Source organism: Bdellovibrio sp. ZFWA1, from assembly GCF_056175665.1.
In genome coordinates this window covers 759421-771632 of sequence record NZ_JBJKJH010000002.1, presented here as the reverse complement: position 1 = coordinate 771632, position 12212 = coordinate 759421, and the positions used below count along the sequence as shown (strand labels likewise).

Annotated in this window: 10 protein-coding genes; 1 reads left to right on the top strand and 9 read right to left on the bottom strand. The window is 42.3% G+C overall.

Features of this window, described 5'->3' with window-relative positions; all coding sequences use genetic code 11:
• Positions 1-17: 17 nt before the first annotated feature.
• The 4 genes from ftsH to AC04MN_RS13165 all read right to left on the bottom strand — a co-directional run bounded on the left by ftsH (position 18) and on the right by AC04MN_RS13165 (position 4616).
• Entirely contained in the window at positions 18-1961 is a 1944-nt protein-coding gene (gene ftsH / locus AC04MN_RS13180) for an ATP-dependent zinc metalloprotease FtsH (protein ID WP_475383667.1), read from the bottom strand.
• Positions 1962-2031: 70 nt separating this feature from the next.
• Positions 2032-2967, bottom strand: coding sequence for a tRNA lysidine(34) synthetase TilS (gene tilS, locus AC04MN_RS13175; RefSeq protein WP_475383666.1), 936 nt, complete (start codon positions 2965-2967; stop codon positions 2032-2034).
• A gap of 24 nt (positions 2968-2991) precedes the next feature.
• Positions 2992-4368 carry an aldehyde dehydrogenase family protein gene (locus tag AC04MN_RS13170; protein WP_475383665.1) on the bottom strand — a complete coding sequence of 459 codons (1377 nt, stop codon included), beginning with the start codon at positions 4366-4368 and terminating at the stop codon, positions 2992-2994.
• A 17-nt stretch (positions 4369-4385) separates the two neighbouring features.
• A complete protein-coding gene (locus AC04MN_RS13165) occupies positions 4386-4616 on the bottom strand; it encodes a hypothetical protein (RefSeq protein ID WP_475383664.1) in 231 nt (76 codons plus the stop codon).
• Positions 4617-4820: 204 nt separating this feature from the next.
• On the opposite strand from AC04MN_RS13165, the gene AC04MN_RS13160 reads away from it, so the two are divergent.
• A complete protein-coding gene (locus AC04MN_RS13160) occupies positions 4821-6569 on the top strand; it encodes a hypothetical protein (RefSeq protein ID WP_475383663.1) in 1749 nt (582 codons plus the stop codon).
• A 45-nt stretch (positions 6570-6614) separates the two neighbouring features.
• On the opposite strand, the gene AC04MN_RS13155 is transcribed toward AC04MN_RS13160, so the two are convergent.
• From AC04MN_RS13155 to AC04MN_RS13135, 5 genes are all read right to left on the bottom strand, one after another.
• Positions 6615-6965, bottom strand: coding sequence for a hypothetical protein (locus AC04MN_RS13155; RefSeq protein WP_475383662.1), 351 nt, complete (start codon positions 6963-6965; stop codon positions 6615-6617).
• Positions 6955-7386: a type II toxin-antitoxin system RatA family toxin gene (locus AC04MN_RS13150; protein ID WP_475383661.1), complete on the bottom strand. Its 432-nt coding sequence runs from the start codon at positions 7384-7386 to the stop codon at positions 6955-6957. The genes AC04MN_RS13155 and AC04MN_RS13150 overlap by 11 nt, the downstream gene beginning before the upstream one ends.
• Positions 7387-7459: 73 nt before the next feature.
• Positions 7460-11149 (bottom strand): ABC transporter transmembrane domain-containing protein, encoded by a 3690-nt coding sequence (locus AC04MN_RS13145; protein ID WP_475383660.1) that lies wholly within the window; start codon positions 11147-11149, stop codon positions 7460-7462.
• A gap of 112 nt (positions 11150-11261) precedes the next feature.
• Complete coding sequence (locus tag AC04MN_RS13140) at positions 11262-11822, bottom strand: hypothetical protein (protein WP_475383659.1); 561 nt, start codon at positions 11820-11822, stop codon at positions 11262-11264.
• A 96-nt stretch (positions 11823-11918) separates the two neighbouring features.
• The gene (locus tag AC04MN_RS13135; RefSeq protein ID WP_475383658.1) at positions 11919-12209 is read right to left on the bottom strand and encodes a hypothetical protein; all 291 of its coding nucleotides are present in this window, start codon (positions 12207-12209) and stop codon (positions 11919-11921) included.
• Positions 12210-12212 lie beyond the last annotated feature (3 nt).

The following is a 12212-nucleotide window of genomic DNA, read 5'->3' as shown; positions in this document are numbered from 1 at the left end:
TAAAATACTCAGAACAATTAGATCGTCACTGGACCTGTATTTCCAACAGGATCAGATCCATCCTTCTTTTCGGAAAGAACTGAATCTACTGAACCAAATCCACCGCCATCAGCTTTATTTTTTCTGATTTTAGCAACTTCAGAGACCTCTGCACCATTGACTAGCATTGCGACTTCCGCCCCATCAATCGTCTCAAACTCCAAAAGCGCCTGCGTAATTCTTTCGAGAGCATCACGCTTCTCTTTCAAGATTTTCACTGCCACTTCATAGCCGGTATTGATAATACGAGAAACCTCTTTATCAATCTCTTCGGCTTTAGCTTCTGAATAATCCTTTTGAGTGTGACCATGCTGAAGACCCAAGAATACCGGACCTTCACGTTTTTCAAAGGCCAAAGGTCCAAGCGGACTCATGCCCCATTCACAGACCATTCGTCTAGCTAGACTTGTCGCACGTTCAATATCATTTGCCGCACCAGCTGTGTAATCATCATAAACAATCGCCTCGGCAGCTCGACCGCCAAAAGCAAAAGCAATCCAATTTTCCGCCTGTTTTTTCGAGAACGACAATTGATCTTTCTCTGGTAATGTCTGAGTAAGCCCTAATGCCATTCCTCGTGGAATAATCGTTACTTTGTGAATTGGATCCAATCCCGGAAGAACAAAACCCACCAAGGTGTGTCCCGCTTCGTGATAAGCTGTCATTTTCTTATCTTCTTCAGAAATGACCATCGACCGACGCTCTGAACCCATGATAACTTTGTCTTTAGCGTGTTCAAAGTCGACCATCTCTAGATATTTCTTATCCGTACGGGCCGCATTCAAAGCCGCTTCATTCACTAGATTCTCAAGGTCAGCACCACTGAATCCCGGAGTGCCTCGAGCGATTTTTTCAACATCGACATCTGGTCCTACTGGCGTTTTCTTAACATGCACGCCTAAGATTTGCTCTCGACCTTTAAGATCCGGCTTATTTACCACAACACGACGATCGAAACGACCTGGTCTTAACAAGGCAGGATCTAATACGTCAGGACGGTTCGTTGCTGCGATCAGAATAACACCTTCAGTAGACTCAAAACCGTCCATCTCTACAAGAAGCTGGTTCAGTGTCTGTTCACGCTCATCATGTCCACCACCCATGCCTGCGCCACGATGACGACCGACCGCATCGATCTCGTCGATAAAGATCAAGCAAGGAGCTGACTTTTTACCTTGTTCAAAAAGATCACGTACACGACTAGCCCCGACCCCGACAAACATTTCAACGAAGTCTGAACCCGAAATAGTAAAGAACGGAACACCCGCTTCTCCGGCGACAGCACGAGCCAGAAGAGTCTTTCCAGTACCTGGTGAACCAACAAGTAGAACACCTTTAGGAATACGACCACCCAATCGAGTGAATTTTTTCGGGTCCTTCAAGAATTGAACGATTTCTTGCAAATCTTCCTTCGCCTCGTCGACCCCTGCAACATCCTTGAATGTCACTTTGTTCTTATTTTCAACTAAGCGAGCACGCGATTTACCGAAACTCATCGCTTTACCGCCACCCGATTGAATTTGACGCATGATAAAGAAAATCATTCCGGCAATTAAAATAAGAGGCAGCCAGTTCATCAAAAAGCTTTGTAGGAAACCATCCCCTTCGCTCTTTTCGTAGTTAGGAGTAATACCGTTGGTAACAAGGAATTTATATCCTTCATCGCCCGTATTTCCAATAATCGAGAACTGAGTCCCGCTATATTTCTTCTCGAAATCTGGCTTTATTTTACCAAGAATTTCCCCAGAGTCTGCGCGGAAGGTGACGCTATCAACCTCGCCGTTTTTTACAGCCTCTGTAAATTTTGAATAACTAAAATCCGTGATCATTTTATGATTGCGATTTTCATAGGCTTGAAAAAGAAATACCGCCATAATGATCAGGAAGAACCACAACGCGAGGGTTTTCTGAGTAGATCTCATCAAAAAATTCCTTTCCTTTGAACGAGGCTAACTAGTGTAGGCTAACATGAATCAGTGGCAAAACACAGCCTCAATCCAAGACCTTGACCCGCCCTGCGTTAACACTCCAAACAAGACTGGCTACCTTAAATGTGTGTACTTTTTGGGAACTGTCCAGTCGTTTTAAAATTTCTTCTATTTGAGAAAGCGAAAAGTCTCGCTTTTTGAGATTTAACAAGTATCCAGCCAGCAATGCCTGCCGAGCTTTCGGATTTAGTGTCGCTAAAAAAATCAAACTGAGACCCTGCTCTGAAGCGCTCCCACAGGTCCTGTTGTGAATTTGCAATACATCATCACGCCCCTGAAGCTCTTCGGCTAGGTGATTCAAACTACGTCCTAAAACCTCGACCCCTTTGGGTAGCTTCGCTTCTAATGCAGGCAACCACTCATTTCTCAACCAATTGCGCAGAGGCTCAGAATCCTTATTCGTTGGATCCTCAAGATAAGAAATGCCTTCTTTTTCAGCATATTCCAAAATTTGAGCCTTGGATGTCTCAAGCAAAGGACGCCAGAACTCCAAACTCTTCTCTTGAAAAGAGACAAATCCTTGTTTTCCAGCGCCTCGCAATAATTTTAACAATCGCGTTTCAAGAAGATCATCAAGGTGGTGTCCTGTGACAATGACATCGGCTCCAACCAGAGTCTTCCACTTCTGTAAGTGCTGATGACGAGCCTCCCGAAGAGACTCTTCACTTTGATCAACTCCCTTTAGCTGCGTTTCGTACAGCTCAATTGAATATTTTTTTGCTGCTTCAATTGTTAACTCGCGAACTCGATCTCGATAATCCGCATTGGACTCCTGGCCATGGTGAACATGCCCTAAGACAATTTCGAACTGAGACCATTTACTTAAAATATGCAAAAGGACTGATGAATCCACTCCACCAGAAAACGCCAACAGCACCTTTCGAAATTGAAAAGGCTGGGCTTTGTATTTACTGTAAATCTGATGATCTAGATTCTGCACGGGGCAAGTATGCCCCACCTTCGATCATAATTTCAAGTAACGAACCCCCACGCTGCGAGTCGCAAGAAACTCTTGAAGGCCTTCTGGCCCCAACTCCCGGCCGTAACCCGAGTTTTTAACTCCACCAAAGGGAATTCCAGCTTCTGATTTGACAAAATCATTGATGACCACAAACCCTGCTTCTAACTTCAGCGCCAGCTCTTTGGCCTTATTCAAATCTCTTGAAAAAACGCCTCCGCCAAGACCATAAACCGACGCATTCGCAAAATGAACAGCTTCAGATTCGTGACTAAATTGAAACATCAAAGCCACTGGTCCAAATACTTCTTCATCAACCAGGGACTTCCATTGCTCTTTAGTATGCTTTAACAAATCTTGAAATTCGATCAAGGTCGGAGGATAAAAAGCAGAGTCCCCAACGGGAAGCTCCCCCCCGATTAAAAGTTTTCCGCCAGCTTGAACAAGATCTTGAACCTGTTCATGAATACAAACTTGGAATTTTCGATGAGCCAACGGAGCCAACTTAAGTTTTGAAATTTTATCTAAGACAATCTCTTTGAATTTCAAGGCGACAGACTCATGCACTAACCATCGTTTTGCAGCAACACAGCTTTGCCCACAGTTCACAAAGCGCCCACGCACCAATGCATCTGCACTTTGCTCGATATCGGCATCCTCCAGTACAATGTACGCATCCATTCCGCCCAGCTCTAAAACGCACTTTTTCAAATTCTGCCCAGCAACAGCAGCCACTTGACGTCCGCCTCGCTCACTTCCTGTAAAGGTCACTCCCCGTATAAATGGATTTGCTATTAAACTTGCAACATCAGCATGAGTTAAAAAGGCATTCCTAAAAACATTTTTTTCAAATTCAAAGTTTGCCGCACGCTGAAAACACTCCTCTAAAAGTAGGGCTACACCAGCGGTAATTTCCGAGTGTTTCAACAAAACCGAATTACCAGCCAAAAGCGCAGGAACTGCAAAACGCAGAACCTGCCAAACCGGAAAATTCCAAGGCATGATTGTTAAAATCACACCCATCGGCTCTTTAAGAACATAGGATTCATCGTAATTTGAGACAATTTGCCGGGAACCTAAAAACTCTTCGGCAATTCCAAAATAATAAGGAAAAACGGATAAAGCTTTATCAACCTCAGCATTGGCCTCGGGATGAGTTTTACCCATCTCTAAGTTCATCAACCGCGTCAGTTCCTCTTTATGGGTCCTTATTTGATAAGCGACTCGATCTAAAAATTGAATGCGCCCATGCAAAGCAATCTTCGACCATTCCTGAAAAGAAGAATTCAAAGAGCCCACCAAGGCCTCAGCTTCACAAAACGGCAAATAAGAATATTCTTTAATTAGCATTCCCGTTGCGGGATTGATTGTTTGAAACTTCATGCCGCATTATACGGCTGTTAGATCTGCGTGTAAACCTGATAAAAAGAAGCTAGAAGTCCCGCAAAAAAAACACCCGTCATCGTCCCCCACGAAGCCACTGTATAGATCTTTTTTAACTTCATTGCTGCAAGGGCGTAAGGACGTTCCATCCGTAAAACCGGAATTGGTGTCACTAAAGATTTAATAAACTGCGAACAGCAGATACAAAAAAATAGAACTGATAAAATGCTTAGTATTTCATTTACCATAGTTCCCTTTCTATCGGAGCTTTCTTGTCTCAACTTGAGACGACCTTAGTCGGGTTTTTCCGCAACCGCTGGCACAACTCGTGCTTTTCAAACATACAACACGATTGAGTGGCCTAAATCAAAGCTGAACTGCGCTGAGCGAACCTCTGAAGCATTTTAGCGACCAGATTTTCGACACGTCTGTGACAATAAAAGGAGCTACCTGTGAAAGCGAAGAGTCTATTAGTTCTTGGATTAACAGCCCCCTTCTTTATGCTCGGATGTAAACAAAGTAGCTCAAAAATGAGTTTAAAGCCTCGCGCCGTAGGCACTGCAAAATTGACTGGCAAACCTTCTGAAACACCATCCTCAAATCCCCTGACTCCAAAAATATCCCCCTCTGCCGACCCAGAGAGTACAAAGCCCGAAACTGGCACCCCCAATAGTTTAGCGCAGAATTGTTTCTACGAAATATGTGGATCCGAACATATGCTCGACATCCCAGCCCTTATGAAAAAGGCCGAACAGGGCTCATCCGAGCAAGTTCAATATTTTGAAAAAAACCTTAATGAAAACATCTCGGAAGCACTTCGTGAAAAATTAGAGGCCGAAAAAATACTTGCCGAAAAAAGAATTGAAAGCCGAAAGAATCTGAATTCCATCGAACTGACTACTTTTCAGCTAGATCTTATCAAATCGGTCGCCGTCGTACTAGGTAACGACAAACTAGTTCCACAAGAGGTCTTAATTCGAAGTGCTGTGATATTTTCATCAAACAAGACTCTTAAGCTTTTTAATAAATACAAAAATAAAAACTTAGAAAACTTTTTTAAAGAAGAATTTAATGAGATTGATTCGAATAAAGCCCTCGCCATGGCAGCAAAATGGATTAAAGAAAAATCTTCCGAAATCAACGAGCGGGCTAACGGAGACATGATCCACATCGGTAGTTCTGCAATAGAAAATATTGAATCTGGCCAAGCTCTAAATAGCGAGGAAATGAACAGCCTCGCTGGCGAAGTTATGCTTTTACGACTTATCGAAGATCTTCAAAACCCCAAAAATGCCGAAACAATGGCAAAGATTGATCTTAATAAAGAAAACATTGCAAAGTTTTTAAAAGAAAAAGAAATCCGCTCTGTTGATGGCGAATCGCTAGATAAAGCGATCCAACAATGTAAAACTTCGTATTTTGCCGGCTACAACCTATCTCCAACTAAAGAAGAACTTGAGAAAGTAAAAACTGTGATCAACGAGGTTAAGAAGTTGGCAATTGCTTCTTTGCCACAAATCACCTCAGAACAAAAATCAAAAATTGAAGACATCAATTTTGTTTTGCCAAAGTCAAATGTCGATATTCATAATGTTTTTACTAATAACATTAAACTAAACAAAAAACGAAATCTTGAATTCAAGCAAAGTCTAGACAAAATGAACTTAACAACGGCCCTTACCTATGACCTGATTTATTCAATCATCGAAACCAAGGACAGCTCTTTGTGTAAAAATTTTGTTGATTTAAATATTTCAGACCGGGCTTACTTGAACTCAAACGACATCGTTCTTAGCTGGTATAGCGCAAAATATCTAGATAAAGGCGTTAATATCATTGCTCATGAAATTGGACACATTATTGAAACGATGGGCCTCGTAGAACCTTCAGTGAAATCTTGCCTCATCAAGAAGCAGAGTCAAGACACTCGCTTCTTTAGCGAAGATTTCGCGGATCGATTTTCTGCTAAAATTATGAATGAACTTGAAAAACAGGGACAGATCAAACCTAAAAATGCCGGCTGTGATTTCCGCTCCTTGGAAAACAAAGAACTTGCTTTAAATCAAATTGACAACAAAGACCCGCATTCAAGCGCTTTCTACAGAGCCTTAAACATCCATATAGAAAGTGGTAAAAAGCTGGGAGAAGCCTGCGTTCAGGCATTACAACAAAGAACCGATCTTCAAAACTCTTGTCAGTGATTTAACATTAAATAAAAAAAACGGAGGCGCTGGCCTCCGTTTTTTTTATTCTGATTTATTCTTTTTCTTTATATCAATTTCCATCGATATCTTAAAGGTGTGATCCTCGGCAAATTTTGAAAGTTCCTTAGTCCAATCGATCTTTTGAATCATCGCTATCGCCTCTTTAGAAACCTTTTGCGTGATTTCATCTTTTGACTTCGAGGCACCTTGAATTAGCAAATTCAAAACATCCTTAGGCAACTTCAATTCGCCAAGATACGAGCGAATGCTCTCTTCGGTCATAAAGGCCGCCGAGACTCCTGCCGTAAGGACTTTCTTCAAAGCCTCCCCTAACGGTGGAACCTTCGCATCCGCAGTCTCATCTTTGCTTTTCTTTGATTCATCAGACGCCATAAACCTGCTTCACTCGCTTATGATAAGCACTCATCATATTCGGAAGATTAACACTCACTAAGGCGTTTGCAATTGGCCCGGGTACGAAAACACCAAACGTAGCCTCCACTGAATACGTCGCCTTGGTTTTACCCGCTTGATCTTCAAGCTTCCAAGAGCCCACCGAAGTTTTAAAAATATCGCCGGAAGCAAATTCCCACGAGATGGCGTTAGGCGCGGTCTCGGTCATCCAAAGTTGATATTTAAAATTCTTCACGACTTGAACGTTGTATTCAACGAGCTTGCGTGATCCTTCCTTTTTAACAACTGTGCATTTTTTTACTTCAGCCAAAAATTCATGATACTTTTCGTAATCCGAAATGAGGGCAAAAAATTGTTCGGTCGTGCAATTAAATACTTCTGTGTGTGTTGCTTTAGCCATGTAGATACTCTACCGGCTTCACTAAAAAAATCAACACTTCGTCGAAGTATTATGTTTCATCAATCTTTTTAATTTACAATTCCTGCCTTAAGTCCGCTTCAAAGGTAAGTGAATGAAAAGGCCCTTGCTGCTTCAAACGCCCCTCTTTTAGCTCTATAACCAAATCAGCATCTTCAATAGTCGATAAGCGATGGGCGACAATTAACATTGTAATACCACGGAAGGACTCCCGCACCACCTTCTGAATCAATTCATCGTTTACGACATCGACACTGGCTGTCGCTTCGTCCATGATTATGACCTTGGCCTTCATCAGTAAGGCACGAGCCATACAAATCAATTGCCGCTGTCCCTGACTTAAATTAGCCCCACCTTCGGCAATAGCATAAGCGAGCTGCCCGGAAAGACCCTGAACAGTCTCTTTAAGTCCCACATGCTCCAGGGCTTGCCAGACTTCTGCATCAGAGAACTCGTTGTAACGATCTAAATTACTTCGAACAGAACCGATAAATAAGGTTGGATCCTGCGGAATAATCGCCATCAACCGACGCAGTCGTTCTAACGGAATCGATGCTATATCGATACCATCAAGCAGTATCCAACCAGACTCAAGTTCGACAAATCGAAACAGTGCTTGCAACAAAGTGCTTTTGCCTGATCCCGTACGACCTATTAACCCCACCCTTTGCCCCGCACCGACTTCAAAACTAAGATCTTTCAAAATCAACGGGAATTGAGGAGCATAACGAAGATGAACATTTTCAAACTTAATATGACCTTTGAAATCAATCAGATCCAGTTCAGCTTGGATTGAGGGGCTAGATAAACGAACAGGTGCCTCTTGGGGAAGATTCATAAAGAAATGCAGACGTTCAATTGATGTCATTCTTGATTCAACATCCGAGAACATACGAATACCCCAATTCAAAAAGGTCCAAAATGTCATCGCATATGTCATCAATAGCCCTGCAGTAGCCTGATCTAAGCGGCCTTGCTTCACTGCAAAAACCACAAAAAAACCACTACACATCGCAACCATCCCACCCACGATAGGGACCCTCGCCGAGAACCAGCGATTAAGCATATAGTGATTAAATAAAGCCTTTTGACTGCGCGCCAATCTTTTGTAAAATTCTTCGAAATACCATTGTTGCCGGTGAAAAGCACGGATCACCGAAACCCCTTGAAGAGTCTCTTTAAAATGTGCATAACGAGGCGATCTAGCAATAGAGTCAAGCCGCTTCACTTCCCTGGCAGCCCCTCGATAGTCTTTTTGAATTCGATAATAAACCAGACCAATTGGAAAAATCACCAATAACATTACTGGCATCAAAGCCAAGATTAAAACTAGCGAAGTTACAATTTCGAAAAAACAATGAACATTAGACTCAAAACTTCTTTGTAAGTGAATATCAACAGTCTCGATATCTCTAGAGAAGCGTTGAAGAATACGTCCAACTGGCGTCGAATCAAAAAAAGAAATTGGAGCGTGCAATACCGATTTAAGCATTTCATCATGCATTCTTTTACCAGCAATCAAGCCCCGATTGAGCCAAAATAAATGAGACAAAGTGCCAAGTACAAGAACTAAGCCGCCTAACAGACCGTAAATACCAACGCCGGCAATCACTGACCAATCAAATGTTCGGCCATTATTTGATGTGAAATATCCCAACCACCATTTCTGAAGCAAAGGGGCCGCCGTCGTAGCAATGGCTATCAAAAATAAACTTAATACGATCCAATACTGCAATACACCAGAACCGCCTAAGGACTTTATATAATCCCAATAAAGACTGCCCTTAACTGTTCCGACCTCTCGGTCCTCATCAACAACAAGCTTTGCCGCCTTCACATCCGTCGGATTTTCAAGAGGCTCTGAGGATTCTTTGACCGCGACCGCCTTTTCACTATCAGAAGGCAATGAAGTTGCATGATCTTTAACAAAACTTCTAAAGGCTACAGATGATTGCAATTCATCGTAAGTCCCAACAAGCTCTATACGCCCTTGATTCAAGAAAATAATTCGATCAAACTGCTGAAGTGTCTTCAAACGATGAGTCACTACAATTCGTGTTCTATTTTTCCACTCACCAAAAATCAAGCGCTCGCAAAGCATGGCTTCTGTCTCAACGTCGACAGCCGACAATGGATCATCCAAAAGAATTAAATCGGCCTCATTAATTATGGCTCTAGCCAAGGCCACTCTCTGTTTTTGACCTCCAGAAAGATTAACGCCTTTTTCCCCAATTTCTGTCCGCAAACCAGATTCGAACATTCGAACATCTTTATCTAAACAACTTAAATGAAGAGCACGCCGAACAGCTTGATTGGTTGTTTTGGCTCCGAACAAAATGTTTTCCAATAAGGAACCACTCAAGATATAAGACTCCTGAGGAACAAATGAAATTTTTGGTAGTTTACCGGATTGATCATTAAACAAAGTCTCGCCTTGAAAACTTGGGATCTCGCCGAGAAGTCCAAGTAAAAAAGTACTTTTCCCGCTTCCCACCGGTCCAATGACGGCTATTGATTCCCCCGCTTTAATATCGAGATTCACACCTTGAAGTACCGGCGAATTGTAACCCCAAGACTGATTCACGATCTTCAAACTTTTAAATACTTCACTTTCAATAACTTGGTATTCCGGAACTTTTTGAGTTTGAAGATATTCAATGATACGACCAGCCCCCACTCGAGCTGCAGTCCATCTTGAAATCAGTCCCGAAAGACTGCCAAATGGTTCTTCCATCAAAGCAAATATCGAGAAACAAGTGAACACCAAGGGTACGTTGAGCTCCTGGCCACGCAACGAGTGAACCAGTAGGACCACAAATAACACCAAAGAAGAAACTAACATAAAGGACATGGTCGCTAATACTTCGGACCTCGCTAGCTTGGTGCGTGACTTAATTTCATGATTTCGCAGATTCTGAATCTCGGCCGAAACGGATTTTTCCCACACAAAATACTTCACAATTCGAATGGCATTCAAAGACTGCCCCAAAAGGGAAACACGTTTATCGCGCCAATTCATCATGTCTTCATCTAAATGAAAAAAATTAGAGGCTAGTGTTCGCGTTAAAGGAATGAGCAACAACATTAAGAAAAGAGCCACCCAAGCAGAAGACCCTAAAAAATAAAATAACATTCCCAGTCCCGCAACAACCGATATAATCGCCCAAACGATATCAGCAGCGATCAAAGGAAAATCCGCAACGCTCTCGGAGTCTGAGCTCATGTGATTCACAACATCACCGAGCTGTACTTTTTGACGGGCCCCCAGACTCAATTGCAAGCTGTGTTTAAAAATCTTTTTATTTAGCAAGTTTACCAGAATTTGATAACTAGCCAGCGTATTCCTAAAATACTGCTGATAAGAAAATCCAGTCACAAGTCCGCAAAACCCCAAACCAACCCCTAAGAGTAAGGCCCAGTTTAAATTTGCAGTCGACTCGGAGGCCACTTTGATTTGTTTCAAAAAAAGATTCATTATCAATGGCGAAATCAAACTGGCACTTAAACCCAAAGCATACCACGAATAGGCCGGTATTAAGCGCCTTTTCAGTAAAGGGAAAATACCGAATAAAAAATCATTTACGTTAGTCCATTTAATCGAACTTTCCACGAAAGGAAGCTGTTCGGGATTTAAATCAGATTCTAGCTTAATAAAATCAGATTCCTCTAAGGGCCGAGATCGACCAATCCGAATTAACGGGGAAACTTCAGAAAAAAATAAGCGTCTTAACACCGAGATGATCATTTCCACTCCTAGGAAATCAAAAAGGCTCCCCTTTAGGGGAGCCTTTGGCACCAGCCAGTCTGTAGGCTAGCACAAGTCACTCTGCATCTAGCAAGTGTTTTATATCCGCTAACTAAAAGCAAACACCCTCGTTAAGTGTTTCTTTATAGTCAAAGCGATTATTGTAGGAAAATACAGCCAGGACCTGAGTGCGACTAGGATTCATTATCTGAACTTGAACCTTTCGATATCCTTGCTTCACAAGTAAGGTCACTTTTCGACGCTGAAGAGGTTGATTTTCGACGGGCTCACAGTCTTCAACAACATTTTGAGTGAATGATGCAAAAGGCTCGAAACGACTTTCGCCTTTTAAAGAAACCATTTGGTTATGGATACCCGATTCAAAATCCCCCTCTAATGGAAATACTCTAAAGCCTTCGATATCAAATTTAGCGAGCCCCACGTGTTCTGCATTTGCGTGATTGTAAAATCGTGCATAGAAATCAGAACCAAAAATTGAGTAAGGAGTTACATAAACTTGATACTTATTTCCGGCTTGAAGCTTAATCTCGTCGCCTGAATCAGATTTCAGAGTGAAATCCTGATAAACTACCATTTCTCCATCGTCAGAATTACAGCCAGACAATAGAATCGTGCTCGTAAGCAAAAAAACGCCTAAAATAATATTTTTCATATTTTTCTCCGGACGAACTTCTTACGCCGGAATAGGCTCTCGGCCAAGTCCCGATAAAATAAATGTAAAAAGGAAATAGCCGGACTTGAGCAAGCCCTATTTCTTTTTGAATAGAGCTTCAGCAGCCGCCCTTAACTGAGCGGCCTTATCAACGCCACCACTTGCGCCTGTTCGCGGATTAAAATACTCGCACCGATTGGCTCGGTCCTTCTCTCGCACAACCTCCGCAGAGGTTTCTTTGCATTCGTTGTAAACTTTGGGGTCGTGGAACTGACAGTTTTTACAAACATGGGCATCAGCACGGCAGTGTGGGCACTCTTCCCGAATACCCAACACTCCCGTAAATCCAATCTCTTTACCACATTGAAAACAACTCAAAGTTCCCAAAAT